The sequence below is a fragment of the Plantactinospora sp. CA-290183 genome, assembly GCF_050936375.1.
Classification (GTDB): Bacteria; Actinomycetota; Actinomycetes; order Mycobacteriales; family Micromonosporaceae; genus Plantactinospora.
In genome coordinates this window covers 477,458-503,978 of the sequence record NZ_JBNJMX010000001.1, presented here as the reverse complement: position 1 = coordinate 503,978, position 26,521 = coordinate 477,458, and the positions used below count along the sequence as shown (strand labels likewise).

At 67.2% G+C, this 26,521-nt stretch carries 27 protein-coding genes, 1 tRNA gene and 3 pseudogenes; 13 read left to right on the top strand and 18 right to left on the bottom strand.

The genetic code is table 11. The annotated features are described in order from the left end of the window. Nucleotides 1–84 precede the first annotated feature (84 nt). The 4 genes from ACQEUR_RS02420 to ACQEUR_RS02405 form a co-directional block, all read right to left on the bottom strand. Nucleotides 85–1,224 (bottom strand): PQQ-dependent sugar dehydrogenase, encoded by a 1,140-nt coding sequence (locus tag ACQEUR_RS02420; protein ID WP_433024551.1) that lies wholly within the window; start codon nucleotides 1,222–1,224, stop codon nucleotides 85–87. 195 nt (nucleotides 1,225–1,419) lie between these two features. Then, on the bottom strand, nucleotides 1,420–1,956 hold the full coding sequence (locus tag ACQEUR_RS02415; RefSeq protein WP_433024549.1) for a DUF1097 domain-containing protein: 537 nt from the start codon (nucleotides 1,954–1,956) through the stop codon (nucleotides 1,420–1,422). Nucleotides 1,957–2,010: 54 nt separating this feature from the next. Beyond that, nucleotides 2,011–2,748 (bottom strand): SDR family oxidoreductase, encoded by a 738-nt coding sequence (locus ACQEUR_RS02410; protein WP_433024547.1) that lies wholly within the window; start codon nucleotides 2,746–2,748, stop codon nucleotides 2,011–2,013. A gap of 24 nt (nucleotides 2,749–2,772) precedes the next feature. Further along, nucleotides 2,773–3,660 (bottom strand): SDR family NAD(P)-dependent oxidoreductase, encoded by an 888-nt coding sequence (locus ACQEUR_RS02405; protein WP_433024545.1) that lies wholly within the window; start codon nucleotides 3,658–3,660, stop codon nucleotides 2,773–2,775. A 174-nt stretch (nucleotides 3,661–3,834) separates the two neighbouring features. Between ACQEUR_RS02405 and ACQEUR_RS02400 the strand changes: the two genes are divergently transcribed. Further along, nucleotides 3,835–4,104, top strand: coding sequence for a hypothetical protein (locus ACQEUR_RS02400; protein WP_433024543.1), 270 nt, complete (start codon nucleotides 3,835–3,837; stop codon nucleotides 4,102–4,104). A gap of 181 nt (nucleotides 4,105–4,285) precedes the next feature. On the opposite strand, the gene ACQEUR_RS02395 is transcribed toward ACQEUR_RS02400, so the two are convergent. Then, nucleotides 4,286–5,596, bottom strand: coding sequence for an SDR family NAD(P)-dependent oxidoreductase (locus tag ACQEUR_RS02395; protein WP_433024541.1), 1,311 nt, complete (start codon nucleotides 5,594–5,596; stop codon nucleotides 4,286–4,288). A gap of 158 nt (nucleotides 5,597–5,754) precedes the next feature. Between ACQEUR_RS02395 and ACQEUR_RS02390 the strand changes: the two genes are divergently transcribed. Beyond that, entirely contained in the window at nucleotides 5,755–6,351 is a 597-nt protein-coding gene (locus tag ACQEUR_RS02390) for a TetR/AcrR family transcriptional regulator (protein WP_433025891.1), read from the top strand. Between the two features lie 478 nt (nucleotides 6,352–6,829). On the opposite strand, the gene ACQEUR_RS02385 is transcribed toward ACQEUR_RS02390, so the two are convergent. Continuing rightward, nucleotides 6,830–6,902: transfer RNA gene (locus tag ACQEUR_RS02385), tRNA-Arg, on the bottom strand. A 343-nt stretch (nucleotides 6,903–7,245) separates the two neighbouring features. On the opposite strand from ACQEUR_RS02385, the gene ACQEUR_RS02380 reads away from it, so the two are divergent. From ACQEUR_RS02380 to ACQEUR_RS02370, 3 genes and pseudogenes are all read left to right on the top strand, one after another. After that, nucleotides 7,246–7,791, top strand: a complete 546-nt coding sequence (locus ACQEUR_RS02380) for a DUF6244 family protein (protein ID WP_433024539.1) — start codon at nucleotides 7,246–7,248, stop codon at nucleotides 7,789–7,791. Nucleotides 7,792–7,946: 155 nt separating this feature from the next. After that, nucleotides 7,947–8,374: pseudogene (locus tag ACQEUR_RS02375) on the top strand (hypothetical protein). A gap of 14 nt (nucleotides 8,375–8,388) precedes the next feature. Beyond that, a complete protein-coding gene (locus ACQEUR_RS02370) occupies nucleotides 8,389–8,850 on the top strand; it encodes a SitI3 family protein (protein WP_433024537.1) in 462 nt (153 codons plus the stop codon). Between the two features lie 125 nt (nucleotides 8,851–8,975). On the opposite strand, the gene ACQEUR_RS02365 is transcribed toward ACQEUR_RS02370, so the two are convergent. Continuing rightward, complete coding sequence (locus tag ACQEUR_RS02365; RefSeq protein WP_433024536.1) at nucleotides 8,976–9,917, bottom strand: FAD-dependent oxidoreductase; 942 nt, start codon at nucleotides 9,915–9,917, stop codon at nucleotides 8,976–8,978. A 15-nt stretch (nucleotides 9,918–9,932) separates the two neighbouring features. Next, nucleotides 9,933–10,343 (bottom strand): hypothetical protein, encoded by a 411-nt coding sequence (locus ACQEUR_RS02360; protein WP_433024534.1) that lies wholly within the window; start codon nucleotides 10,341–10,343, stop codon nucleotides 9,933–9,935. A 389-nt stretch (nucleotides 10,344–10,732) separates the two neighbouring features. Between ACQEUR_RS02360 and ACQEUR_RS02355 the strand changes: the two genes are divergently transcribed. From ACQEUR_RS02355 to ACQEUR_RS02335, 5 genes and pseudogenes are all read left to right on the top strand, one after another. Beyond that, nucleotides 10,733–11,032, top strand: a complete 300-nt coding sequence (locus tag ACQEUR_RS02355; RefSeq protein ID WP_433024480.1) for a transposase — start codon at nucleotides 10,733–10,735, stop codon at nucleotides 11,030–11,032. Next, nucleotides 11,029–11,754 carry an IS3 family transposase gene (locus ACQEUR_RS02350; RefSeq protein ID WP_433024532.1) on the top strand — a complete coding sequence of 242 codons (726 nt, stop codon included), beginning with the start codon at nucleotides 11,029–11,031 and terminating at the stop codon, nucleotides 11,752–11,754. Before ACQEUR_RS02355 ends, ACQEUR_RS02350 begins: the two co-directional genes overlap by 4 nt. After that, complete coding sequence (locus tag ACQEUR_RS02345) at nucleotides 11,693–13,084, top strand: IS30 family transposase (protein ID WP_433024482.1); 1,392 nt, start codon at nucleotides 11,693–11,695, stop codon at nucleotides 13,082–13,084. The genes ACQEUR_RS02350 and ACQEUR_RS02345 overlap by 62 nt, the downstream gene beginning before the upstream one ends. Next, the gene (locus ACQEUR_RS02340; RefSeq protein ID WP_433024530.1) at nucleotides 13,068–13,394 is read left to right on the top strand and encodes a transposase; all 327 of its coding nucleotides are present in this window, start codon (nucleotides 13,068–13,070) and stop codon (nucleotides 13,392–13,394) included. Before ACQEUR_RS02345 ends, ACQEUR_RS02340 begins: the two co-directional genes overlap by 17 nt. A gap of 59 nt (nucleotides 13,395–13,453) precedes the next feature. Further along, nucleotides 13,454–13,827: pseudogene (locus ACQEUR_RS02335) on the top strand (helix-turn-helix domain-containing protein); the annotation flags it as partial. A 641-nt stretch (nucleotides 13,828–14,468) separates the two neighbouring features. Here the strand turns inward: ACQEUR_RS02335 and ACQEUR_RS02330 are convergent. From ACQEUR_RS02330 to ACQEUR_RS02320, 3 genes are all read right to left on the bottom strand, one after another. Beyond that, the gene (locus ACQEUR_RS02330) at nucleotides 14,469–16,244 is read right to left on the bottom strand and encodes a DUF4038 domain-containing protein (protein WP_433024528.1); all 1,776 of its coding nucleotides are present in this window, start codon (nucleotides 16,242–16,244) and stop codon (nucleotides 14,469–14,471) included. 618 nt (nucleotides 16,245–16,862) lie between these two features. Next, a complete protein-coding gene (locus tag ACQEUR_RS02325; protein ID WP_433024526.1) occupies nucleotides 16,863–17,369 on the bottom strand; it encodes a hypothetical protein in 507 nt (168 codons plus the stop codon). A 71-nt stretch (nucleotides 17,370–17,440) separates the two neighbouring features. Beyond that, a protein-coding gene (locus ACQEUR_RS02320) for an IS5 family transposase (RefSeq protein WP_433025888.1) occupies nucleotides 17,441–18,234 on the bottom strand; the annotation gives its coding sequence in 2 pieces (ribosomal slippage) (nucleotides 17,441–17,910 and nucleotides 17,910–18,234; 795 coding nt in all). A gap of 113 nt (nucleotides 18,235–18,347) precedes the next feature. Here ACQEUR_RS02320 and ACQEUR_RS02315 point away from each other — a divergent pair. After that, complete coding sequence (locus ACQEUR_RS02315) at nucleotides 18,348–19,049, top strand: tetratricopeptide repeat protein (protein WP_433024524.1); 702 nt, start codon at nucleotides 18,348–18,350, stop codon at nucleotides 19,047–19,049. Nucleotides 19,050–20,003: 954 nt separating this feature from the next. Here the strand turns inward: ACQEUR_RS02315 and ACQEUR_RS02310 are convergent. Together ACQEUR_RS02310 and ACQEUR_RS02305 are read right to left on the bottom strand one after the other, a co-directional pair. Then, a pseudogene (locus ACQEUR_RS02310) lies at nucleotides 20,004–20,842 on the bottom strand (sigma-70 family RNA polymerase sigma factor). A gap of 3 nt (nucleotides 20,843–20,845) precedes the next feature. Next, on the bottom strand, nucleotides 20,846–21,520 hold the full coding sequence (locus ACQEUR_RS02305; RefSeq protein ID WP_433024522.1) for an RNA polymerase sigma factor: 675 nt from the start codon (nucleotides 21,518–21,520) through the stop codon (nucleotides 20,846–20,848). A gap of 182 nt (nucleotides 21,521–21,702) precedes the next feature. On the opposite strand from ACQEUR_RS02305, the gene ACQEUR_RS02300 reads away from it, so the two are divergent. Further along, entirely contained in the window at nucleotides 21,703–21,909 is a 207-nt protein-coding gene (locus tag ACQEUR_RS02300; RefSeq protein ID WP_433024520.1) for a hypothetical protein, read from the top strand. A gap of 301 nt (nucleotides 21,910–22,210) precedes the next feature. Here ACQEUR_RS02300 and ACQEUR_RS02295 read toward each other — a convergent pair whose 3' ends face one another. Beyond that, entirely contained in the window at nucleotides 22,211–23,488 is a 1,278-nt protein-coding gene (locus tag ACQEUR_RS02295; protein ID WP_433024518.1) for an IS630 family transposase, read from the bottom strand. Between the two features lie 109 nt (nucleotides 23,489–23,597). On the opposite strand from ACQEUR_RS02295, the gene ACQEUR_RS02290 reads away from it, so the two are divergent. Next, nucleotides 23,598–23,849 carry a hypothetical protein gene (locus ACQEUR_RS02290; RefSeq protein ID WP_433024516.1) on the top strand — a complete coding sequence of 84 codons (252 nt, stop codon included), beginning with the start codon at nucleotides 23,598–23,600 and terminating at the stop codon, nucleotides 23,847–23,849. On the opposite strand, the gene ACQEUR_RS02285 is transcribed toward ACQEUR_RS02290, so the two are convergent. The 4 genes from ACQEUR_RS02285 to ACQEUR_RS02270 all read right to left on the bottom strand — a co-directional run bounded on the left by ACQEUR_RS02285 (nucleotide 23,836) and on the right by ACQEUR_RS02270 (nucleotide 26,403). Next, the gene (locus tag ACQEUR_RS02285; protein WP_433024514.1) at nucleotides 23,836–24,291 is read right to left on the bottom strand and encodes a SitI3 family protein; all 456 of its coding nucleotides are present in this window, start codon (nucleotides 24,289–24,291) and stop codon (nucleotides 23,836–23,838) included. The genes ACQEUR_RS02290 and ACQEUR_RS02285 overlap by 14 nt on opposite strands. Nucleotides 24,292–24,459: 168 nt before the next feature. Further along, on the bottom strand, nucleotides 24,460–25,200 hold the full coding sequence (locus ACQEUR_RS02280) for a hypothetical protein (RefSeq protein ID WP_433024512.1): 741 nt from the start codon (nucleotides 25,198–25,200) through the stop codon (nucleotides 24,460–24,462). Between the two features lie 29 nt (nucleotides 25,201–25,229). Further along, complete coding sequence (locus ACQEUR_RS02275; RefSeq protein WP_433025885.1) at nucleotides 25,230–25,373, bottom strand: hypothetical protein; 144 nt, start codon at nucleotides 25,371–25,373, stop codon at nucleotides 25,230–25,232. A 10-nt stretch (nucleotides 25,374–25,383) separates the two neighbouring features. Then, nucleotides 25,384–26,403, bottom strand: a complete 1,020-nt coding sequence (locus ACQEUR_RS02270; protein ID WP_433024510.1) for a helix-turn-helix domain-containing protein — start codon at nucleotides 26,401–26,403, stop codon at nucleotides 25,384–25,386. Nucleotides 26,404–26,521 lie beyond the last annotated feature (118 nt).

The following is a 26,521-nucleotide window of genomic DNA, read 5'->3' as shown; positions in this document are numbered from 1 at the left end:
GGCGGAGCGTCGCCGGGATCGGGGTGTGTGGCTGGATCGTCACCGACCGACACCGCGGATCCTGCGGATCGGGTACGTGCGCGCTCAGCGTGGTTGCACCTCGACGCGCAGGATGCGGTCGTCACCCGGACGCGCATCGGTTCCGCCCCAGGTGGCGCGGTCGGTGTTGGAGGTGACCAGCCAGAGCGCCCCATCGGGGGCGACCTCGACGGTACGGATGCGTCCGTGGTCGCCCTCGAAGTGCTCGACGGCGTCCCCGGTCGCGGCGCTGCCGGCAACCGGTAGTTGCCACAGACGTTGACCGCCGAGCGCGCCGATCCAGAGGGATCCGGCGGCGTAGGCGACGCCCGAGGGCGAGGCGTCATCGGGATGAACGGTGAAGATCGGCGGCACGCCGGTGCCGCCTTGCACACCCTCGGTTTCCGGCCAGCCGTAGTCCTGCCCCGGCCGGAGCACGTTGACCTCGTCCCAGGTGCGGTGGCCCAGTTCGGAACCGTATGCCGTGCCGTCGGGCCCGAAGGCGATCCCCTGGACGTTGCGGTGCCCGGAGGAGTAGATCGGAGAGTTGGGCGAGGGGTTGTCTCGCGGGATGGAGCCGTCCGGGCGGATCCGCAGGACCTTGCCGTTGAGCGCGGCGTCGTCGGCAGCGCTCTCCGGCTGGAACGCGTCGCCGGTGCCGATCCACAGGTTGCCGTCCGGGCCGATCACGATGCGTCCGCCGTGGTGGCGGTCGGCGGTCTGGATGCCGCCGAGCAGCACTCGGTCCTGCCGCAGCGATCCGAAATCGTCGGCGACGCGCAGGGCGACGATGGCGTTCTCCCGCGCACCGGAGACCGAGGCGTAGACCGTGCGATCGGTGGCGAAGTCGGGTGAGGCGGCGATGCCGAGCAGACCGCCCTCGGAGCTGGCCACCACACCGGGTACCGCGCCGACTGTCTGCGGCCTGCCGCCGCCGGCCGGGACCCGGACGATGTCACCGGTGATCCGCTGCGACACCAGCGCGGATCCGTCGGGAAGGAAGGTCAGCCCCCACGGCGCGTTGAGGCCGTTGGCGAGCTCGGTGGGCTCGCCGAGCGTCGCGACCGGGCCGTCACCGCGCGTGGCGCTCGGTTGCCCGTTGCCGGGGTTGGCCATCGGCTGATGATCGGGCGAGCAGGCCGCCAGGGCGAGCGCGGCGATCAGGCTCGGGCCCGCCGCGGCGCGTCGAATCGGTCGATGGAACATGGCTCTGCCTCCTTCGAAAGGGTCTTGTCGCCTGACTCGCCGCACGCGCGGCAGAGTGGCTCATTGCCAGATCACGCACCCGACCCGCACCCTCGGCCGGTCGTAGCTGTCGTGGTGGACGATCGAGCCGGCACCGCGTCACCGGGCCGGGTTGCACCGGCCTGTGGAACTGCGATGCCGGCTCTTCCGCCCCGCTCAGGCGGCGAATCGCTGCTGCAGGCGCTGGCAGGCGTAGCCGGCGCCGGCGCCCACGGCGCTGGCCGCGATCAACGTGAACAGCCCGGTCAGTATGTTCTCGGGGTGCAGGGCGAAGAACCCGACGAGGCCGACGAACCAGGCGAGCATGTTGTCGAGCACCGGAGTGGTACGCATGCCGACCGCGACGCAGGCGAGCACGAACACCGCGACGGGCAGCGCCGCCACCCCCATCGACGGGGACAGGAAGGCGACGATGAAGTGCCCGGCCACGGCCAGCAGCATTCCCGCCCACAGACTGATGACGGCGTGGACGCCGTGCAGAGCCGAGGCCGGACGGGTGAACCAGGCCACCCAGCCGACGAACATCGCCCAGGCGTGCAGCCCGAGTGTCTCGCTGAGAAACGCCGCGGCCGCGGCGATGACGGCCGCGATAAGGGTGAAGCGTACGAATTGGCCAGAGGATGATGCCGTGGCGTGCGCCGCAGGCGTGACCGGCATCGGTGCGGTTGCGGAGCCGTGGATCTGCTGAGCCATCTGTCTTCTCCTCCTCGTGCCGCCGAGGCGGCTAGCTGAGTGGTCCGCGGTTCGTCAGGCGGCGCCGCCGTTGACGAAGATGGTCTGACCGTTGATCCATCGGCCGTGGCCGGCGAGCAGGGACACCACTTCGGCGATGTCGTCCGGGCGGCCGAGCCGTTCCATCGGGTTCTGCTTCGCGATGCTCTGGATGAGGTCGTCGCTCTTGCCCTCGAGGAACAGCGCGGTCGCGGTGGGTCCAGGAGCCACGGCGTTGACGGTGATGTCCCGGCCGCGCAGCTCCTTGGCCAGGATCGGACTGAGGGCCCCCACGGCTGCCTTGCTCGCGGCGTACGCCGCGTAGCTGGGCAGGTTGAGCCGGGTGACCGAGGTGGAGAAGTTGATGATCGCGCCGCCCGCACGCAGACGACTGATCGCTTCACGGGCGACGACGAAGGTGCCGCGGAGGTTGGTGCGGTGCATCCGGTCGAACTCGTCGAGGTCCAACTGGGCGACCGGTTTAAGGATCATGACGCCCGCCGCGTTCACGACAACGTCCACGCCGCCGAACGACCGCTCGGCGGTGTCGAACAGTGCCGTGACCCCGTCCTCCTCGGCCACGTCCACCTGGACCGCTACGGCGCGACCCCCGATGTTCCTGATCGCCGCGACCGTGGATTTCGCCTCGGTCTCGTTGTTGGCGTAGCCGACCACCACGTCCTGGCCGTCGGCGGCGAGCCTCAGCGCGACGGTGCGGCCGATCCCGCGGGATCCTCCGGTCAGGACGGCAACCCTGCTCTGGTTGGGGGGCACGTTGTTCTCCTTCTCAGGTGTCGGTCAGGAACGGGCCGGGGCGAGCAGCTCGGGGTAACCCAACCGCCGAACGAAGTCGGCGCGGGTCTGGTATGCGACGTCGTTGACGTGTTCCACGCCGGCGTGGGCGTCGTCGATCACGGTCCGGAACGGCTTGTCGCCGAAGGGCAGGTCCAGGACGCGGACGATTTCCGCGGCGACGCCGGCAGCGCCCATCAGCGGGTGTTTGAGCAGCGCGGCGGTGGCGCGTTCATTGCGTTCGACGAGATGGTCGAGCCCGGCGTAGGCCGCCGTGACGTCCAGGTCGCTCGCCCGGCTCGCGTTCGGGAAATGCTCGGTGCCCTCGGTGATGGCGCCCGGCATGACGATGACCGTCTCGATGCCGAACGCGTTGGCCTCGTAGGCGGTCGTCACGGCAAGCGCGTCCATCGCGGCCTTGCTCACCGCGTACGGGCCGAGGAACGGCGGGGTCGTGACGGGGATGGTGCTGCCCACGTACATCAGCACCCCGGCCCGCTGCCGCCGGAAGTGCGGCAGGACCGCACGGTTGACACGGTGCGCGCCGACGGCATTGATGTCGATCAGACGCGTGAGGTCCTGGTCGGTGAACGCCTCGACGTAACCGACGTACAGGTGCCCGGCGTTGTTGATCACCACGTCGAGGTCGCCGTGCCGTTCGTTGACGCTGCGCACGGCGGCGTCGGCGGAGTCCTGCGACGTGACGTCCAGTTCGAGGACGTGCAGGTCGGTGCCGGACTCCCGGGCGTACGCCCGCATTTCGGTGGCATGCCCGGCATTACCACCGCCGATATCCCGCATGCTCGCATAGACGGTGTGACCGGCGCAGGCCAGGGCGCGGGCGGTCAGGTTGCCGATCCCGGTGGCGGCTCCGGTGACGAGGACGACAGACATCGGGTAACGCTCCTTCACGTCGTGGTAGCACTGATACCACCGTATTTGGTGAAGGAGTTATCGTCAAGGTGCTATCGAATAGGTGTTACCTCCGCTACCGCACGGGTCGCTGTCAGGGACGCGTGGACCGGACTCATCGATGGCGGACGGCGCGCCGTCGGTGAGAGCGCGAAGGTGCAGCCACCGCACCCACCGGCGGGCGGAACCAGCCTGGCGCCCGGGTACGCCGCCGGGCGGCTGCCCAGCGCGGTTCCGCTCGTCTGGCTGCCCGACCCCGGCACCCTCGCCAAGCAGGTCGCCGCCGACGGCTCCGGTTTCCTGCGCCGGCTCGCCGCGCTGGCCGGATGGGGCCGACGACGAGGCAAGAGCGTCGACGGCCCCAGCGGTGCCCGCAAGGCGGGCGGCTGTGCTTGTCCAGTGCGATACGCCGGGCTTCCAGCGTGAAGGTGTGGGCGCCGCGATGCCGAACTTGCCGTTGACTACGTTCTGGTCTGGGGCACGGCGGGCGCTGCGGATGCGCCCGCCGCGCGAGAGCGGTAGGGGGACGCACGAGTTAGGAGCAGCATTCGCGCAGTGGAGCCACCGGTACGCCGAGCCGCTGAAGCCGGACGCGCCTGTGCGGGTGTTACGCCTTGAGAAGCCGCTCGCTCAGCTCCCAGAGCCGCTGCGCGGACCGCGGATCGATGGAGTGTGACACGACGTCGGCCGAGACCTCCTGCGCGGTGACGGGCGGCTGCTCGTCGTTCAGCTGCGAGATGTCGTTGTTGTTCAAGTAGACACCGCCGATCTCGGCAAGCAGCGGGCTGGTGGCCGCGAACACGATGGTGCTGGCCCCTTGTTGCGGCGTCTTCTTCCCACGGTCGGGGTCGATGATCGGCCGACCGGACTCGTCGATCAGTCCCATGGCCCGCTGCGCGTCCGCACCCACGGAGCTGTTGAAGGCCGTAGCGGCCACGACGCCCGGGTGCGCGGCGTAGCCGCGGATCCCCTCGGCGGCCCATCGGCGGTCCAACTCGACCGCGATCAGCACATTGGCGGTCTTGGACTGGGCGTAGGCGAGGTGGGGATCGTATCTGCCGGTGGTGAAGTGCGGGTCGTCCCACAGGATGTCGGACATTCGCTGGGCACCGGACGTCGTGTTGACGACCCGGGCGCCGTGAGCAGCGCGCAGTGCGGGCAGCAGGCCCAGGGTCAGCTGGAAGTGGCCGAGATGGTTGGCCGCGAACTGTGCCTCGTAGCCGCGCGCATCCCGCCCAACCTCGGCGGGGGCCAGGAAGGCCGCGTTGTTGATCAGGATGTGGAGCGGGCGGCCGGAGTCGACATAGCGGGTGACGAAGGCGTCGATCGAAGTCGGATCGAGGAGGTCCAGCTGACCGACCTCGACGCGCTCGATCCCGGCCATCGCGGCCGCAGCACGGTCCGGGTTGCGCGAGCCGACGGTGACGGAGGCGCCGACCTCGGCCAGTGCCCGGGTGGCCACCAGGCCGAGCCCGGAGTGGCCGCCGGTGACGACGACGTTCTTGCCGGTGAGATCGATGCCCGCGAGGATGTCGTCGACCGTCGACGCGGCGGTGAATCCTGTCCCGATGGGATGCTGCTTGTGGGTCATGAGACCAGTCCTGTCATCGTGGGTTGGCCGTACTGCCTTCTGCGGTTCTGGACACGGCGGCGTTGTGGATGCGTCGCCGCCCGAGAGCGGTGAGGGGATGAGGTCAGCCGGCGGCGCGATCATTGATGGGCCGACGGCGGAGGTTCGAGCGCTGGAGGCCGGAGGCAGTGCTGCGCGCACAACGACGTTGATCCCCGCGTCCAGTGCTCGGTGGCTGATGCAAATCCAGTTGTCGTGATGGGTTCGCCGATTGACGCCGAGCATCAATGCGCCGCTCGCCCAGGGACTGACCTCGATGCCGGTTCGGCTCAGGGTGCGGTACCGCATGCGGCTTCTCTGAAGGTCGCGGTCGGGATGCCGTACCCTGGATCGAAACGGAACGCCCTTCCGGAACTATACGGAATTGCTTTCCGGTTAGCAAGCGAAGGAGAGTCGTGGTGGAGAACCCGGCGCCGACCAGGGTCGACTCGACCGACCCTGGGGGTCTGGGCGCCCGCGAGCCCGCGCCGCGCCGGCTGCGCGCCGACGCGCGACGCAACGTCGACTCCTTGCTCGAAGCGGCGAAGGCTGTCTTCGGCACGTCGGGCGTGGACGCGCCCGCGAAGGAGATCGCCGATCTGGCCGGCGTCGGGGTGGGAACGCTCTACCGGCACTTCCCGCAGCGCTCCGACCTGGTCAAGGCCGTGTTTCAGCGCGAGGTGGATGCCTGCGCCGACGCGGGCCCGGCCCTGACCGCCGCGCATGAGGCAGGAACAGTACTCGCGAAGTGGCTCCACCGGTACACCGAGTTTCTCGCGACCAAACGAGGACTCGCTGCGGCCCTTCACTCCGGTGACCCGGCGTTCGACGCCCTGCCCGGCTACTTCATGCAGCGACTCGGACCTGCTCTCGAGGCGCTACTCGAAGCCGCGACAGCGACTGGTGAGATCCGTGCCGACATCAGCGCCAAGGATCTCCTGCATGCCGTCGCCCAGCTGTGCCAACCCGCGCCTGACGAGGGAGCCGCCTACAGCCGGCGCATGGTCGCACTCCTCATCGACGGACTGCGCTACGGCGCCGATACGAGCCAGTCTCGCTCCTGAGGTCGTGCACGGATCGGTTCATCCTTCCCAAGGTATGGCCATCCGCCTCGATGTAACGACAACGGCAATCGTGGGCCGTAGTCCACGAGTGCCGTTCCGACGACGCAGACCCAGCCGCAGGCCGAGGTGCGTCATGCCGCCAGCGGAGAGCGGCGCCGGGTTGCTGAAGGCTTCGGCGGAGCGGCGGGCCTCGTCCGGCACGTCGGTGACCGCCGTGGACGGCAGGCACACTACGGCACCCGTCAGTGGAGCCCCTGTGCCGTGCAGGAGCGCACGCCCAGCGTTCGCGCGGCGTCGCAGCGGGACCGGCGGCAGCACGGCTGAGGGGTGGAGACAGATCTGCGAAACCCTCAACTCGCTGACCTGCTCAACCCTCAACGATGTGACGGGTCAGCCACAGGACCTTCGACAATTCCTCGTCCGCCGAGCCAGTGGGCTGACCAGGACGTTTAGCTGCCAAGGTCTATGGCCGGATATGTGCCCCCGGCAGGATTCGAACCTGCGACACACGGTTTAGGAAACCGATGCTCTATCCCCTGAGCTACGAGGGCGCGGCGCTCCAGGCTAGCTGGCGGCGGCTGTCAGCGTACCGCAGGGAGGTGCGGGGGTGGTCGGCGCTGGCGCTGCCACCAGCGGATCGCACACCGACCGCACGGGGGCCGGCTCCGGCGCCCGACGGGCATCGACAACCATGATCCCTCGGCGCCGCTCACCGTTGGTCAGCGACGACGGAGCACACCCGGTGCACACGGATGCGGTCGTCGTTCATGACGGTCCAAGGTTGTCGGGGTCCCGGGAGGGCTTGCCAGGACTCGTACGCTGTCATGGCGTCCGCCGCCCTGCGGCGACGGTATCAAGACCCACCCCCTACACGGCGATCGTCGTGCAGGCTCGATGAAGGGCTCGGCGGACATGTCGCGCACCGACGCCATCAGCGGCGAGTTGCAGTCCATGGGGGCCGGTATTGATCAGGCCCTGTCGAGGGCTGGGGCGGCCGAGCAGGAGGCGGGGCAGGTAGCGGCCCGAGCGGCGGCCGCGGGATTCGGCGGCGTGGCCGTGGGCGTGTCACGGGTGCAGGAGGCGATCAGAGAGATTCGAGCCGCCCTGAACGGTGTCGGCGGCACGGTCGGTGAGGCTCTCACTGCGGTAGGGGCCGTGCCGAAAGAGGCTTCACCGGCGGAGGTGACCGACGCGTTGAGCCGGGTGGCGAGCAAGGTCGACGGCGCCGGCGGCGAAGTGGGTTCGGCCATCAACCGGGTCGACGAGACCAGGGCTCTGGTCGCCAGGGTCCTGCAGGGTGGTGATCCCGGGCCGCTGCTGTCCATGCTCGGTGCGGTCAAGGAGATCCTTGTGATGGCGGCGCAGCGCGGCGCCGCGGCCCGGCAGTCGCTCGATTCGGCCATCAACGACGCCCGCCGGACCGGCAGTTCGGGAAACTAGCAGGGGCTGGCGGCTCCTCGCCGGCCAGCCCGTCTCCGACTCCTTCTGACAACGATGGCGCCCGCGGGTCGGCAGGCGACGACTACACCGGTTCGGCTTGGACAAGGCGGGCGACCGGCCGCGCAGGCGGGTCACCAGTTGGCCCGCGGACCAGAATCCGCGAGCGGGAGGATCCCGGCGTACGTCGGTCGCTGGAACGGGAAAACGAGTGCGCCGATATTCTGGCCGACCGCGGCTACCGGGTACAGCAAAACCCAACCCAACCCGACCTGAGGTGGCCGAGGCGCGGCAACGCACCGGTGATCACGGGGAACCACGGAAGGACCCCGATTACCTGGTCGAGGGCCACGTCTTCGACTGCTACTCCCCGACGCCAGGAAAGGCCGTGCGCGGCGTCTGGACCGAAGTGCGCGATAAGGTGACGAGTCAGCAGACCCAACGTGTCGTGCTGAACCTTCAGGACTGGCGCGGTGACCTCGGGGCCCTGCAGAAACAGTTCGACGACTGGCCGATACCCGATCTCAAGGAACTGTCAGCGGTCACCCGAAGCGGCGCGACCATTCAAATCGTACGACGAGACTAGGGAAGGCAGGACATATGGCCATCGAATACCGACTGACTCTCGCGGGCGCCATTCCACTGGAACAGGTCGCCGACCTCGCCGCCCCGGACGCCACCGAGGAAGCCCCGCTGCCCGGATCCGAACGGCTGCTGACGGCGGACCTCAACGACCAGTACGGATACGTGGTCAGCGTCCACGCGGGCCGCGGCGGGTACTACGACGCGGAAGACGATGACGGCTCCCAGTGGGAGTGGGAGCCGGAAACGTACGTCAACATCACCTTCCGGATGAAGAAGAACGAACCGTCCGAGGAAGGAACACGAAACATGGTCGCGACCGTGGCGCGGGTGTTGGCCGGGCGACCAGAAGACGCGGCACTGACCCTCGACGGCAACTGGCTGCTGCTGACACGCACGGACGGGAAGGTCCGCAAGAGCAGGCGAACCTGGTGGGATACCTACAACGTCCATGACCTGATCCCACAGTCGACCACCTGACCCGAGGAATTGGGACCCGGGTCTAACGACTTCGTATTCGTTCGACGATATCGGCCGCCCGGATGAGATCTGGCCCCTTGACAGCCAGGGCAGGAGTCCAATGGAGGGCGACCATTGCTTCGGCTCTACCCGCTGCCTGCGACCACTTGCGCCGCGCAGCCCCAGGATAGGCTGACGCCTGCTCCGCCGTGTCCGTAGTTGTGGATCATCCGCGCAGAACGAAACTGCCGCTTTTCGACCCGCACAAACGGCCGGGTAGGACGTAAACCCACACGCAGCTCTACGACTCGGGCGCCCCGAAGACGTGGCTCGATCTCGGCGCAGCGGGCGACGATCGCGGCTGCAATGCCCGGGTCGGGTTCTCTGTTCCACTCGCCGGGCTGGGCGGTGCCGCCGAGTACAACAGTCTCGCCGTGGGGGTAGAAATGCAGCAGGTCTGGTGACACGCCGGTGTCTTCGGAGAAGAATTCGGTGATGCCGGGGTTCTCGACCGCGACGAGTTGCCCACGGACCGGGGCCAGCTCGGGGTCCCGAGCACCCATCCCGGCGCAGTTGACGACCACGGGCGCAACGCCAACGACCTCGTCGAGCGAGTCGATCCGGCGAATCTCGATCCCGCCACCCGCCGCCTCCAGCCGCCCTCGCAGATAGCCGAGATAGGTCGGCATGTCGAGGATCGGCGCGGTGTACCGCCATCCGGTGGCGAAGCCGTCCGGCAGCTCGCTCACCTCGCACGTCCGGAACCCGCCGAGCTGGCTTCCCCACTCCGGCGGATCAACCGGCTTGCGAGACGCCTCGATGCCGGAGACAAGCCGCACCCCGGTCTGTGGGTCGGTGGCGAGTTGCCGCAGGACTTCGAGGGTCTGGGCGCTCCAGACGCGTACCCGGTCGACGGGTTCGACGTGGTACGGCCCCCACATCGCCCCGGCGGCGTACGACGTGGTCCGCTCGGGTGGCTCAGCCGTCCAGATGATGACCCGCATCCCGGCTTCGGCGAGGCAGACCGCGGTGGTGAGGCCGGACACTCCCGCGCCGATCACCAGGGCATCGAGGTCGCGGCGGCTCATCGCTCGACCGTAGTGTCAGGCCGGCTGGCGTGCGAGCGCGTTCTCCAGCTCGGGCAGCAGGTCGGCGACGGCCTGGTTGCGCTTGCGGCGGCGTAGCTCCTGCGTCAGGGTGCCGAGCAGAGCGTTGCTGCGGGGTGAGCGCACGCGGTCGAGCCGAGGTAGGGCCATCCGGGTGACGGCGCACGCGTCGTCGAGTTTGCCGTGGGCGGTGTAGCCGAGAGCGAGCCAGGCGCCCTCGTAGAGGGCTCGCCGCTGGTAGGGCACGTCGGGTCGGCGGGCGTACGCGCCGGTCCGCAGTAGCGCCTCGCCTTTCCGGAGCAGGGTTCGGCCGTCGCTTGCTCGCCCGTTCGCCACGACCTGCCGCCCGGCGAGGATCATCGCGTAGCCGGCCTGGCAGTCGAGGTGGTTGGGGGTCAGGTAGTACATCCATTCCGGATCGCGGTCGGGGTGCCGTTTCGCGAGCCGGTCGCGGGACTCCGCCCAGGCGCGTTCGCACTGGTCGACCCGTCCGGCGGTGGCGTAGGCGTCCTAGACGCGCGCCTACCTGCGCCAGCGAAGTCATCGAAATTCACCCGGCCGCCGCGGCGGCTCAGCGGAATCGTGCGGGCGCTGCCAGGCTCGCCGATCGTGAGGTGCTGATGGAGTCACGGTCGGCGTTCGCATGCAAGGAGGGTCCAGCCGCGGCCGGAGAGTGGAAAGATCCGACGCTCAGCCTGTGGATAACACACCCGGTTATCCACAGACACTGAAGTGAAGTGACCCCCTGAGACCGGACACCTCCTGACTTGGCATCCTGCCAAGGAGGAGGAAACGCGTTGGCTCGACAGAGTAAGTACCCCGAGGAGTTCCGGCGTCAGGCAGCGGCGTTGGTGCTGGATTCTGGCCGCACGATCCGTGATGTGGGTCGTGAGCTGGGCGTCAACCACGAGACCCTGCGTAACTGGGTCGACCGGCTGCGACAGGAACGTGACGGCGGCAACTCCGGTCGTGGCGAACTGGGTGTTGACGAGCGGGCCGAGCTACTGCGGCTGCGGCGGCAGGTCGCCCAGCTTGAGCTGGAGAAGGAGATCTTGAAAAAAGCCGCGGTCTTCTTCGCACGCGAGACGGAGCGGTGAACCGGACCGACCTGTACCGGTTCATCGCCGCGGAGAAGACCGCCTATCCAGTCCGTCTGTTATGTCGGCTCCTCGGCGTCGGTCACAGCGCCTTCTACCAGTGGCTACGCGCCGGTCGACAACGCGTGGTCGACCGGAAACGTCACGACCAAGCCCGCGTCGACGTGACCAGACGGGCGTGGTCGGAGCACCGGGGCGTCTACGGCACCCGCCGGCTCACCGCCGAGTTACACGATCGCGGTCACCGGTGGAATCGCAAGGCCGTGGCCCGGCTGATGCACCTGGCCGGAATCGAGGGCGCCCACCGGCGTCGGCGCGGCAAAGCCCGCCGCAAGTCCGCGACGCCGGCGACCGCGCCCGACCTCGTCCAGCGGCAGTTCACCGCCACCGCCCCGAACCGGTTGTGGGTCGCGGACATCTCCTACCTGCGCACCTGCGAAGGGTTCCTCTACCTTGCCGTGGTCGTCGACGCGTACTCCAGGCGTGTGGTCGGGTGGGCGATGACCGATCACCTACGCACCGAGCTGATCCTCGACGCCGTCGGCATGGCAATCCAGCATCGCCGACCAGCACCGGAGCAGGTGATCCATCATTCGGATCGCGGCACGCAGGGCGAATTCAACTGGTCGTCGCAACGCCTCGTGATCGCGGAGGTGTTCGATGGCACGACGTCAGCAGCAGGCGGATCGGGCGCTGCGGCCGGCGATGCGTTCGCCGGGTAGGCCGATGCCGGCACGGCATGTGGAGCGCGCGTTCTGGCGGCTGATCGCGCAGGGCAAGCGCACCGAGGAGGCGGCGCTCGATCTCGGTGTGTCGACGCCCGTTGCGGTGCGCTGGTTTCGTCACGCTGGCGGGATGCCGCCGTTGAGCCTGGCCGAGCCCTCCGGCCGTTACCTGTCGTATTCCGAGCGCGAGGAGATTTCTCTGCTCAAGGCGCAGGGGCATGGTGTTCGCGCGATTGCCCGGGAGCTCAAACGGGACCCGGGCACGATCTCGCGCGAACTGCGGCGCAACGCCGCAACCCGCGCCGGTAAGCGCGAGTACCGGGCTACCGTGGCGCAGTGGAAGGCGCAGGTCGCCGCGCGGCGACCCAAGCCGGCGAAGCTGGCGAGCAACCCGCAACTGCAGGAGTACGTGCAGACACGACTGAGCGGGCAGCTACGCCGTCCCGACGGGACAGTCGCCGCCGGGCCCCCGACGACCTGGAAAGGGCTGAACAAGCCGCACCACGCCGACCGCCGCTGGGCGACGGCCTGGAGCCCGGAGCAGATTAGTCGACGGCTGGTCGTCGACTTCCCTGCCGATGAGGACATGCGCATCAGCCACGAAGCGATCTACCAGGCGCTCTACATCCAAGGACGGGGCGCGCTCAAGCGTGAGCTGGTGGCCTGCCTGCGGACCGGCCGGGCGCTGCGCAAGCCCCGTGAACGCTCTCGTAACAGGCCGCAAGGGCACGTCACTGCCGATGTCGTCCTGAGCGAACGACCCGCCGAGGTCGAGGACCGAGCGGTTCCCGGTCACTGGGAAGGCGACCTCATGATCGGGCTGAACCGCTCCGCCATCGGCACCGTCGTCGAGCGCACCAGCCGATACACGCTCCTGGTCCACCTGCCACGCCTCGAAGGCTATGGAACCGTCCCGCCAGTCAAGAACGGGCCCGCCCTCGGCGGCTACGGCGCCATCGCGATGAAGGACGCACTCCAGACCACGATGACCGCCATGCCCGAGGAACTGCTGCGATCCCTGACCTGGGACCGCGGCAAGGAACTCTCCGCACATGCCCAGCTAAAGATCGACACCGGCATCGCGGTCTACTTCGCCGACCCGCACTCGCCCTGGCAGCGCGGCACGAACGAGAACACCAACGGCTTACTACGCCAGTACTTCCCCAAGGGCACCGATCTGTCCCGCTGGGACCGCGACGACCTCCTCGCCGTCCAGACAACGATCAACAACAGACCACGCAAGATCCTCGACTGGAAAACCCCCGCCGAGGCTCTCGACGAGCAGCTACGGTTGCTCCAACCAGCAGGCGTTGCAACCACCGGTTGAACCCAAGCAGTACACGTCGTTCGAGTTCGGCCGCACCCTGCGCTCCTGTGGCGTCCTGGCCTCGATGGGCTCGGTCGCGGACTGCTTCGACAACGCCATGGCCGAGACGTTCTTCGCCACCCTGAAGACCGAACTCATCTACACCCGCGCCTGGCCATCCCGACACGAACTGGAGATGGAAGTCTTCTCCTACATCGAGGGCTTCTACAACCCGCGCCGCAGGCACAGTCGTCTGGGTAACGTCAGCCCCGACACCTACGAGAAGATCCACCAAGAGTCCCTGACAGACATCGAGGTGTCCGGCCGATAGGGGTCACTTCAAAGGATGTCTCGTAACTGGGTGGTCGGTCCATGGTGGATCATGTTGGGGTGCAGGTGATCTCGGCAGCCCCCCCCCGGAGTGGATCTTCCCGTTCACCGGGCTGCAGCCCGTCCAGTTCCGCCGCCTCGTCAAGCTGGTCGACGAGCGTGGCGATGACGCGATCGCTGACGGCCGTCCGGGCCGGCAGTGGTCTCTCGACCTGCCGGACCGGGTGCTGCTGGTCGCCGCGTACTGGCGCACGAACCTGACCATGCGGCAGATCGGCCCACTGTTCGGGGTGTCGCACTCCGCCGCCCACCGGGTCATCGACACCCTCGGTCCCCTCCTCGCTCTCGCGCTGATGCGTCGCCGCCGGGTCGACCAGATCACCATCGTCGACGGCACCCTCATCCCGATCCGCGACCACCGCCTGGCCGCCCGGGTGCTGATGGCTGCCTTCCCCTCACCGGCCCTCAACCGGCCCCGACGTCGCGGGCTCCTTCACTTCGGCGCCCAGCTCTGGATTCCATAGGTTGGGGAGCGGTCGACGCAGGGCCTGCCCTATCTGGCCGCCCTGGCCGCTACCTCGGCGCGCGAGGTGCCCGCTTCCTTCGCCGAGCCGTGGCCGTGACCGGGCGGTCGAGGCAATCTGTCGTTGCATGGCCTCGATGTCGCTGGCCGCGACCGCGTCCGAGGGGCGGTCGCCCCACGCGGCGGCCATCCGGTGAACCGCTCCGGGTTCTGTGGAGACCTCAGCTGTTGGCTCCAACCACCTCGTAGGGCGGGGATTGGGCATAGACCATCGACTCGTATTCGGTCGATGGGACGTGCCCAATGGTTGAGTGCGGGCGCTGGTTGTTATACCAGTCGACCCACTCGGTGGCGGTCGTCCCCCAACCGGCCCGGCTACCCGAGGAGAGACTGAAGTCTGGTTCGCCAGGGCAGTTCGGGTTCCCGGGACAGTCGCAAAGAGACGCATGCCGTCTCCAGCCATGTTTCCGAGTCGTGGAGCAACTCGGAACTCTCGCCGGAGCACGGCGTGCGCTCACATCAGGGCCCAACCCGCCCGGGTCGGGAGCCGGTTCACGTCCCCGGAGTGGTGAACCCTCGGGATGCATCGTCGAGTACAAGGACCCAGTCCGGGCCGCTCGACGGTGTCGTGAATGCTCTGCTGCCGGCGTTGGGGAATTGCCCGAACGGGCTGGTGGTGACGTTGCCGTTCTGCGTGTAGACCTTTCCGTCGCGCGGGTTGAACCACCATGCGCTCACGGTGCTGCCGGATATCTGGGACAGGTCTACCGAAACTGACCGGTTCGCGTTCGGGATATAGACGAAGGCGTAGGCGCCGTCCTCATCCTTGGTCGCCTGGATACGCGTTCCCTCGCTTCCCGGATTTGACACCAGCAGCCCTTGTGCCGGCACCCTGGAGAGGAACGGCCTGGAGAGCATCAGCTCCTTCTGTATGGCCACATGGAATGCACCAGAGAGGTCCAGGGAGTCGTACCAGTACTTCTGCGGATACGACACGGGGCTCCTGTCAGGCGTCCAGAACTGCCAGATGTTTCTGGTTCCGTACGTTATTCCGAATCCGCCGGCGAACATGGACCAGTAGGAGCCCTTCCGCACGTCATAGTCGGTGTAACAGCACTGGTCAGGATCCCAGTTCACCACACTGTCGTCGTAGTTCACCTCGATATCTACGGTAGGCTTCACCGGTACCAGGCCGTAGTCATGGGCGGGGCACTCGTAGAGACACGGGTTGTTCCACCGCTTCGCGCCGGACTGGATCGCGTTGAAGTCCAGCCACGCATCGTTGTGGAACCAGTCCGATGACGAGGTCTCCGCCCAACTGTGGTACGTCATGAGCACCCTGCCGTAGTCCTCCGTACCGCTGACTCCCACCGCGATACCTCTGGCCATTTCGCGCCAGATCGCTTTCCGCTCGGCAGTGTCCGCCGGACGATCGCCGCCCAGGATCCAGATGATGGGGTCGTTCTTGTAGCGCTCGCCCAGGAACCTACCGTACGTGTACGCGTTGCTGGAATTGAAGATGCGGTCATTGTTGATCCACCTGCCCCAGGTCGGGAGGAAGCCCATGTACATTCCCAGCGATTCGGCCTTGTCGACGATGTAGTCGACATGATCCCAGTAATCGTTGTTGGGGCCGTCCCTCACATCCGGAGTCGCCGGGTTCCCGTTCCTGAGGGGAAGGTATCCGTAGGCGTTCGGTGTGTAAACCCCGTCGAGCTCCGCGAGCGCCACCGCCTGAATGACCGTGAAGCCCTTCTCCGCCCTGTCTTCGAGGTAGGTATCCGTATCCTCGCGATCCTGCCGGTGAAAGAGTTCCCAGGCGGTATCCGCGAGGTAATAGAAAGGCTGCCCGTCCTGTTTCACCAGGAAACGGTTGTTGTCGCTCACCCTTACGGCGTACGAGCCCGACGGGGGCGGAGATGGCGACGACGATGGCGTCGGGGATACCGGGCCCGTCTGGCCGTAGATTTCGAATTCCCACAGTGAATAGCCCCATGCGGTGGCACGTTGTGTCGCGTACACGCGCACGTACCGTGCGGTGGCGGCCAGGCTGACGTCGTCGATGCCACCATCTCCGGTCGTGGTGGAAAATGCGGTGGTCCAGGTGCGGTCGTCGTTGGAGACCTGGATCTCGTAGGAACGCCCGTAAGCGTTCTCCCACTTCAGCACGACCCGGTTGACGGAGTGCCGCGTACCCAGATCAACCCTGACCCATTGCGGATCACTGAACCGGGAAGCCCACCGTGTACTGGCGTTCCCGTCAACGACTCTCTCCGGCCCCAGCATGGCCTCACTGCCGTTTTCGGTTTCCACACTGGAAGCCGTCACCGACTTATTCAACCCCGCATTACTATCCGCCTGGGCCGGAAGGACACTTAGCGATACCGCCAGCACAACGGCGGACGCGAGAACAGCGACTTCTCGGAACCGTAGAACAATACGGTGCCGACGCAATGACCGCATCTGCGTTAACTCCTTCCAGTAATTCCTGGATTTGGCACTTGTGTAGCGGAGCGACTGAGGGCCCAGGTATCGTTACACCGGCGCAGAGATTTACGAGGCTATGTGGCCTAAAGCTGTCAACAGCGCGATCCTGCGTCAAGCAGATGCGCTGGACCCCAGTGTGATGGGCCGGGCCACTGCGTAGTGGTGAGCGCCAACCTATACTTATATCAACGCCATGAGCTGCGTCAATCTCGTCAACTCTCGTCGAGCCGCTGACACCGCCGCAGCCGAGCAGGCAACCATCGACAGCCTCAATGCCGTCCCTCCGCGGCAGCATCGCTGAGGTCGGCCAGATACCGCTCGGGCAGCCGGTGCTCACCCGGACCTGGTGGGCGCTGTTGCTGGGCGGGATGCCAGCACGGTCTCCATCGCGGCGGCGCTGGTGGTGCTGGCCTGCGTTGTGCTCATCCAGCGGGCCCACAACGGCGCATCAGCGCCTGCTCAGGCCCCGTCGATGAGGGCGATGCCGTCGGTGTCCGGCAAGCCGAGCGCGTCCTCCGGACCCGTGAAGATCGACAGGTCGGCGAAGTCGCCCCGCGAATGGACCACGACATAGGTTTCCTTGGCACTACCGATCGTCACGTCGACGCCGACACCGGTGCCGACCCCGGGGAACTCCCGCAGCGTCCAGGTCTTGCCGGCCAGCGCCCGTTTGTAGTCGTCGCGGTGTTCTTCGAGGTAGGTCCTGACCCGCTGCTGCGTGGGCGGCATGTCGGCCGACAAGCCGTCGTTGTCATTCCAGTGTGTGAGGGCGCGGTCGACGTCGGCGTCCTGTAGTGCGCGGAGGTAGGCGTCGACGAGCCCGGTCGCCGTTCTCGGCTCGGTGTCGCGGAAGACGAAAAACGCGGCCACGCCGCCGCCAATCAGCGTCAGGCCGAGGACTCCTACCAGGACGAAGATCAGGGTGCGTCGCCGAAGTCTGGGCGTCGGCGGGTCGAGCTGAGTCATGCAGCAAAGGCTATCGAAGTATGGCAATGGTGACCGGCCGGTACCGATCACCAGCGATCTAAGAGATCAGTTCAGAATGAGGTCACCAGCTTCCGTAGACAGATGATGGCGCTGGCGAGGCTGAGCATCGCTTGGTGTACGTCGGCTCGGCGTTCGGTACGGATTCGTAGGCGTTTGAAGGCGTGTAGCCAGGCGATCGTCCGCTCGACTACCCACCGCTTCTTGCCGAGCCCGGAGCCGTGGGCGACACCGCGGCGGGCGATGTGTGGGGTGATGCCGTGTTGACGTAGCAGGCGCCGGTACTTGTCGTGGTCGTAGCCGCGGTCGCCGTAGACGTGGCGGGGTCGGCGCAGCGGTCGCCCGACCAGGCCGCGGATCGGTGGGACCGCCTCGATCAGCGGAATGAGCTGGGTGACGTCGTAGCAGTTGCCGCCGGTGAGGATCACCGCCAGCGGTGTACCGGTGGCATCGGTGATCAGATGGTGCTTGCTGCCCAGCCGGCCCCGGTCGACCGGGCTGGGACCGGTGTGATCCCCCCTTTGAGCGCCCGTAGGTGGGAGGAGTCGACCACGGCGTGGGCCAGGTCCAAGAGCCCGGCCGCGCGGAGTTCGGCCAGCAGGCCCTCGTGCAACCGCTGCCACACGCCGGCCTCATGCCATTCCTTCAACCGTCGCCAGCAGGTGGCGCCGGAGGCGCCGAACGCCGTGGTGGGCAGGTCGTTCCAGGGGATTCCGGTGCGTACCACGAACAGGATGCCCTCCAACGCCGCCCGGTTGTCGGTACGACGCCGCCCGGGGAAGCGGTAACGACGGGTAGGCACAGGAATCAACGGCTCCAGCCGCAGCCACAACTCGTCAGTCAGCATCTGGTCGAACACGCCACGCAGTCTCGACGCATCGGCCCACGCGGCGACGGACACTCCGTCCGATCATTCTGAACTGATCTCTAAGGCAGGGACGGGTCGGTGAGGCAATCGAGGTGCTGAAGCGCCGGGTCGACCTCGGCGACTCGCACGCCGCCGGTCGACTGAGCAGTCTGCTCGTGGACCAAGGGCGGGAGGGTGAGGCGATCGAGGTGTTGCGGGACCGCGTCGACGCCGGCAACGGGGACGCCGCCCACCGGCTGTCCGCCTTGCTGGTGAGGCAGGGGCGGGTGAACGAGGCGATCACGGTGTTGCGGGCCCGGGCCGACCTCGGCGACTGGTGCGCCGCCGGTCGGCTGAGCAGTCTGCTCGTGGACCAGGGGCGGGAGGGTGAGGCGATCGAGGTGTTGCGGGTCCGGGTCGACCTCGGAGATGGGCACGTCGCGGTGCGGCTATCTACCCTCCTGTTGGAACGAGGGCGGGTAGGCGAGGCGATCGAGGTCCTGAGGGCCCGGGCTGACCTCGGCGACTGGCGTGCCTCCTACCGCCTGATCGACCTGCTGATACAGCAGGGCCAGGTAGATGGAGCGATCGAGATGCTGAGGGCACGGGCCGACCTCGATGACGAGCACGCCGCCTATCGACTCGTCGACCTCCTCGCGAAGCAAGGACGCGACGACGAGCTTCGTGCAGAAGTCGACGCCGGTACGCGCGGACCTGCGCACCGATGGCTGCGGACGCTCGCCGAGCGAGATGGCCCGCTCGCCGCGCGGATCAACCATGAGGGTCTTACCCCCGACGGAAGTCTCCCATCTTGACCCAGCGCGGCCCGGCCATCACAGCACCTCGTCGCATGCCGAGCGATGGGAGATGGGACGGACGGTGCACACCGGCCCGCTGTGCCGCTGCGCCGCTCACCTCCAGTCCGAAGCGCCTAGATTCTGTCTCGCGGATCTTGATGATCGGCGACGGCGCGTAGCCATCTCGAGGGTCTCGACCAGGTCGAGAGTGGCCTGGAAGTGGGTGCCGAACTTGTCGTCCCTGGTAGCGAGTCCACGCCAGTCTTCGCCGGTTGAAGCCCCGCTCGACCTGGTTACGCCGCTTGTAGGCAATAGGATCAAACGTCGGTGGCCGGCCACCGCGTCGTCCCCGCCGCTTCCGATTCGCGATCTGATCGTTGGGCTCGGGGGTGCCCGTGGTGATGCCCTTGTCCCGCAGAGCGGTCCGGTTGGCTCGCGAGGAGTACAGCCTTGTCCCCTAGTGAGCGAGTCGGGCCGCTTACCGGGTCGGCCGGCACCGCCGGGTCGAGGTACACGGATCTGGCCCAGCATCAGGATCAGTGTCTTGCTATCGGCTGACTGACCTTGGGTGATACGGGTAGCGAGGGAACAGCCACGTCCGTCGGCCAGGGTGTGGGGTCTTCGTGGTCAGACCGCCGGCACCGACCGATGGCTCGCGCTGCCCGCACATCGTCCGTACTCAGTCCCCTTTACGGGCGCCCGCCGGCGTGCTGGTGGGTACGGACGATGGTGCCGTCTACCGGAGCGTTCCAGTCGGTGTCGTCCAGTTCCGCCAAGGGCCGACATCTGGGTGATGCGTGGCAGCGGGCCCCGGGGCCGTGTCGAAGTCCCACCCTGGTTCGAGCCCGGTGACAACTTCATGTCGTGGGGATACATCGGCAGCGGCGACTTTCTCTTCTGGCACGTCAAGCCTGATACGGTTCTGTCGGGCGGGCGGGAAGTCCTTGCCCGCCCGACATCGGGTGCGGCTGGCTAGGGCTGGAAGTTCTCTGGTAGAAGACGAGCCAGCGCGCGGACGGCCCTGTACTGCAGTGCTTTGATCGCGTCCGTGTTCTTACCCATCGCCTGAGCTGTCTCGGCGACTGAGAAGCCCTGCAGGAAGCGGAGCGCAATGCACTCCTGCTGCTGCGGGGGCAGCCTCCGGACCGCAGTCAGCAGCACAGCGTTGGTGATGTGGTCGATGACCGAGGCCTCCGGGCTGCCTTCCGGTCCCCCGCCTTCGGTTCCGGCGTCGAGCACGTCGCCGGTGGTGACCTCCAGCCGGTAGCGGCCGGACCGGAAATGGTCGGCGACCAGGTTGCGGGCGATGGTGACCAGCCAGGCGCCCAGGTCGCGGCCCTGCCAGGTGAAGGTTCCGATTCGCTTGAGCGCGCGCAGGAAAGTGTCCGCAGTCAGGTCCTCGGCGAGTTCTCGGTTGCCGACACGGAAATAGATGAAGCGGAAAACGTTGTCCACGTATCGGTCGTAGATCAGTGCGAACGCCTCGGCTTCGCCGGCCTGAGTTCGCTCGACTAGCGCCCACACCTCGGGCTCCTCGTCCTGGCCGTGATCGATTGACACTCCCTCCCGGACGAGGTCCGGGTCGGGCCGGCTGCGCCGGGACAGGGCACGCGGCACGCCCGCGCGGGTTCGGATTGCGATGATGTCCTCGTCGGTCACTCGGTCCTGGGGGGCCGAATCGGCGATCGCAGCGCCGAGCGAGGACGCGCGGAGCAGGTCTTCGAATTCGAGGTCGGCTTCGAGGTTCGGGGCGTGCCGTTGCCGCGCAGCGTCCTGGAGCGGTGCAACGCCGGAGTAAGTCGGTTGGCCAGCGTTCACCATGTGATCCCCTCCTTCCGAAGTTGTCGCCGAGCCCGGTGGATTTGGCCTTCGACGGCCTTGGCCGAGGTGCCGAACTGCTGCGCGAGCTGGTCGTAGGTCAGTCCGTAGGCGTGCCCGAACAGTAACTTCCGCTGCAGATCAGACAGCACATCCGTATCTTTGATCTTGTCAAGGACTACCTTTGCCAGAGCCGATCGCGCGGGGTCCTGTTCCGAGCGCAGCGCGGCCGCTCCGGCATCGTCGGATGGCAGTTCGACCTCGTGCCTGCTCCCGCTGGTGAGCCAGCGGCGGAAGATGTTGGCGAACTCGCCGCGGCACAAACCGAGGAAGTAGTCGTGCAAGGTGGATGCCCGGTCCGGATCCCAGCCCTCACCGGCCCGGCACCGCCGGACGAACACCTCTAGGGCCTTTGCGATGGTTTCCTGCACCATGCCGTCCTGGTCGGCGTGTGCCCAGCAGTCGGGCGCGTGCAGTAGCCAGCCCCGTCGGGCGCAGTGACGAAAGATCTGTTTGGTGCGCAGATCGCGGCGCATCTGCATGACAGCGGCTGCGACTATCACGTCGACCAGGCGGCTCCACGACCGCCCGGCGAAGTGCTCCGCCGCAACCATGCCCCAGAGCTTGCGGTCAGCGGCCAGTCGTGCCTCATGGCCGTCCTCGTCGGCCATTCCACCCCCTCTCATCCGACCCCGTTGCGACGCCTTCTGTCATCGGCAAGGCGGTCCCCCACGCGGAAAGTGCAGCAATCCCTCGACGAGTGGAGACGTGGCTCATGATCGGGTAGAAATCGGTCCGCGCGTGGGGCGGTTCCCGCGTTCGTACAGACGGTGGTGGCCATCCCCTTCGACGAGTGGAGTCCACCATGCCGCACACCGCACTGACCGTCATCGCCTACGCGCTGGTCGCCGTCTTCGGCCTGCTCGCCGCCGGGCTGATCGGGTTCCTGCGGTGGAACGACGGCGCGAGATCATCGACCATCGTGATCAGCGCCGGGGCCGCCGCGCTGGGGGTGATGACCCTCGGCATCACGCTCATCGGACAGGTCCAGCACAGCTAAACCCCGCCCCGCAGTGCGTTGGCCAGCAGATGTGAACATCGGCCATCGACAGCGCCGAGCCGGTATGGCCCTCGCCCATGAGCACTTGTTCGTGCACGGGGCCGAGTACCAGCAGCACTACCAGGGCTGGGACGAGGACGCCCGTTTGCCCGAGGCCGTCACGACGCTGGCCAGGGACCACGCTCGGGTCGCCCATCCGAGACCTGCGAACTACCGCACCATGGTCCCCTGTTCCGAGGCGTCGTGGACTGAGGGGTCGCGGCCCAGGGCGCGAGTTTCCTTCCAGGCCGATCGCGTGTGCTCAATGTGTGGTCGGTTGTCGGTGCGGGTCCATGGCCAGTCCTGAGCGGCCGTGCGCGACGGTGCCGGGGGCCGGTCGCTGCCCGGGCGTGTGCGATCGGTGTGCGATCCGCAGACCGCGCTGCCAGCGCTGACGGCTACTGAGGGTCCCTGCGGTACGCTGACAGCCGCCGCCAGCTAGTGCCTCGTCATGCAGCCCTGAACGGGTAATCGGGGTGGCGGATCTTGGATTGGTGGCGAATCCGGATTTCGCGCGGGCTCTCTGGTTGCGCCAGCGGATGTAGTCGCCGAGGGCGGCGTCCTGCTCGGCGTGGGTGCGGTGGTCGGTGCCGTTGAGCGCGAAGTAACGCACGGCGGCGAACTCGGCCTCGATCCAGTTCAGCCACGACGAGTACGTCGGTAGGAACACCAGGTCGACCTGGTTGCCAGCGCACCACATTTGGACCTCGGGGTGCTTGTGCGGGGAGAAGTTGTCGCAGATGAGGTGCAGCCGCTGGTCGGGCCAGCGGCGGCGCAGGGTCTTGAGGAAGCTGAGGAACTCGCGCCAGCGTTTGCGGTCCCGGATGCGGTAGTGCAGCTTTCCTGTGGCCAGGTCGAGGGCGGCGATCATGTGCCTGACGCCCTGGTCACGGGTGTAGGTGGCGCGCAGCCGCACCGGCTGGCCGTGGGGTCGCCAGGCCCGGCCGGGGCGGGGTTGCAGGTTCAGCGGTCCGAACTCGTCGATGCAGATCACCCGGCCGTCGGCGGGTGGGTGATCGTAGAGGTTCAGGATCCGGCGCATCTTCGCGGTGAAGTCGGGGTCGGTGCTGGCCTTCCACGTCTTGCTGGCCTGCCACGACACGCCGCGTTCGTGCAGGATCCGCCGGACGGTCTCGACGCTGATCGTCGTGACGTAGCCGGCCTCGACGAGGTAGTCGCGCAGCTTGGTCAGGGACCAGCAGGAGAACGGTCTGCCGAGGAAGCGGGGGTCGCACCGGGCGATGACGCAGATCCAGTCCCTGGTCTGCTCATCGATCCGTCTCGGTGCGCCCCCGCTCCATTTTGGGTTCAGTGCGTCGAACCCCCGATCGTTGAACGCGTGGATCACGTCCCGCACGTAGTCCTCGCTGGTCTTGAGCAGGTGCGCGATGTCCGGGGCCGGCTGCCCCTGGGCGGACATCAGCACCACGATCGCCCGGCGCAGCTTCACCGGGTCCTTCGCGGTCCGGGTGATCCGCTGCAACCGCTGACCCTCGGCCATCGACACCTGCCGGACGAACACCTCCGGCCGTCTACCCACCGGCCACCACCTCCCACAGCGTCATACGTTGGGAGACAGCCTGCCTGACTGCTTCTCAGAACCGACGGATTACACGATCAACGTTCAAAGACGGGGCACTAGGCCCGGAATGGCGACCGCGCTGGTGCGCCGTGGCCCGTGGGTCTACATCGTCGCGGACGCAGCCGTCAGCGAGCGCTGCCTGTTCCAGCTCGACTCGCTGGCCAAGTTAGCCGAGCTGGTGCACAACGACAACGAGCCAGCGTTTGAATCCGAGTTAGCGCGGTTCGACCCGGTCGCGAGGGCGGCTGCGATCATCGAGTTGGCCGCCCTGCTGGGTGTCGTCGCCATGTATGGGGCTTTCAGCGCTAATCCGGAATGACGTCGTTGACGAAGCCGTAGCGGTTCCACCACAGCTCCCGGCGGTGTTTGCGGAGCACGCCGCTTGATCGGGTCAACAACAGCACGTCACCGTTCAGGATCAGAGCAGCGTCCTCGGGGCGGCCAGCAAGTAGGCGCGAGACAGCCTCCAGCATGTTCCGCACGCCAGTCTCAGCATCGCCTTCCTTGGCCATCCGGAAAGTCAGGTTCACGTAGACATCGAGTTCCCACGCCCAGTCCGAACCGTCATCGTCGGCCTCGTAGTAGCCGTCGCGGCCATGTCTGACGATCAGAGTAAAGCTCTGCCGGTCCCGCAGGTCGGCACTGAGCAGCCCTGGCATCTCGGCCGGTACAGCCCGGTCGGTGGGGTTGAGCATTACGTACTCGGCCATCTGGTCAAGGGGAATGGCCCCCTCCAACGTCAACCTGTATTCGATGGCCATGTACCAGCCTTTCCCACGCTCACCTGAACCTCGTGGATCGCCTGAGACGCCCGCAGCGATCGCGCTGAAGCCGGCAGCAGCCGCTCTCGCCACCACCCTCTCAGTCTCACAGTCGACCGCGCCTGCGGCAGACCCTAGATCCTCGCAGTCAACCCCGCCGGCGCCTGTTCAGGCGTCGGGGTCGCGTGGGTCTTCGATGAAGGCCAGGAAGGACCGACCGAACCGCGTGACGGCGTTCAGCCTGACATGGTGGGCGAAGTATCTGTGATCGCCGTTGTACCCGGCTTCGCTGAGTGCGCCGACATCGAGCAGGCCCTCGTCCCTGAGGCGCTCGCACTGCTTGTCGAGGAGGACCTCAACGTCGCCGCTGTCATCGCCCCGAGGTTGCATCGGAGATAGCCGGTGCGCGATGTCGGCGACAAGCACCAACTCCGATTGCGAGAACAGCGGCTCGTTGCCAATCATGTCCTCGCGGTACTGCGGGTCTGCCAAGAACTTGAGCATGCGCAGCGAGACTGGCGGGAGTCGATCGATCAGATCGAAGAAGACATGCTGGCGGTCTTCGTCCGGATCGACAGCGAGGGCGGTATTGAGCACCGCGTTACGGAGCAACTCGCGCTTCTCCCGACGGCTCCGTTCGGCGATCCGTGTTCCCGCCGCCACTGCGTCCACGAACGCCTCGTTGTTGGAGAGGTGCTCAAAGTCGCCAACACGTTCCTCTAGCTCACGCAGGGCGACGGCCAGGTCGGTCAGCCACTCCTCCATGCGTCGGTTGTACGGCCGCGCGAGTACGTCGGCGAGCACGACCCCGAGCGGTCCCCCAACACCAGGAATCGCAGAAACGACCATCTCGGCAGCCTTGCTCAGTCCTTGCCGGCGGTCGCTTTGCGCGGGCGGTCTCAACTCCATGCCGACCATAGTGGACGACGCCGTCCACCTCAATCAGTCACCGGGTCCGACTCGGCCCGTGCGAGAGCGACCTGGTTGGCGGTGTTGTCGAAGGGTTGGTCGGTGCGGACGAACGACCAAGCCAGGATCGTCGCTGGTCCGGTGGGCATGCCCTTGACGGGCCGGTTGGTCAGTGACTGCGCGCTACATAGCTGCAGCGAGTGCGGGGATGACAGAGGTGGGCATCTGCTGGCGGGCGGTTCCGCTCGCGGTCGAGGTGAGGAAGTTCCGTAGGTGGTAGGGGCGCTCGGGGGTGCCGAGCGGGACCGGTTCGACCCGTCGCCATCCGCGAGCTGAGGCGGCCTTGATCGCGGTTAGGTACGTGCCTTCGCTCATGCGACCGAGCGTGCGGGCGCGCATTAGCAGCGCGGCCAGCGAGACCTGCCAGTAGCGCTTGAGTTCGAACAGTCTTGACCAGTCGACAGTGTTGGGCAGTTGGTCGGCAATTTCGTCGGCAGGCATGAGGAACGCGGCGGCGAACGTGTGTGCCTGTTTTTCGACTTCTTTGACCCCCCAGATTTGTTCGCCGTGCAGCACGAGGTGGGCCAGCTCGTGGGCGGCGTCGAAGCGTGATCTGGCGCGGTCGTTTTTGTCCGTGCCGAGTACGACGACCGGGTGGTCGTTGAATGGCAGGGAGAACGCGTCGACGTCGGTGCTTCCTAACGGTAGGCGGATGACGACGACGCCGTGGTGTTCGAGGAGGTCCACGACGTTGCTGATAGGTCCGGAGGGTAGTTTCCACTCCTCGCGGACCTGCCCGGCGATGCGTTCGATTTCCTCGCCGGCGGCATCGAGGCTGTTGGCCCGGATCTGCGGGACGGTTCCGGTGGGGAACTGCCCGGCGGCGGTGGCGTGGACCGCGAGGTCGTGGGCGACGTGGGCGACGGCGCGTGCCCGGCGGCGATCGGCGACCGCGGTACGGCGCAGCGATCGGAAAAATCCCTCGTGTGTCTCCACGAGGGGTTGGTTGAAGAACTCGACGGGCACGTCGAGCGTCACGCTCAGGACGTTGAGCGTCTCGGGACTGGGCCGGGCGGCGCCGCTCTCGAACTGGCTGACAGCGGCCGGCGAGACGGCTACCTGCCCAGCGAGATGGGCCTGACTGAGCCCGGCTAGCTCCCTAGCCATCCGCAGGCGTGCCCCCTGGAACCCCGGCGCGCTCACTCTGTCTCCTCCGCTCTTGATCTTGCATCCGATTCTGGTCGGTTCGCGGCGTAAGGCCGGACTGCCGCGCCGAACGCTACCCTTTTGGCGCGGAAGCCTATGCGGAACATGACGTCGA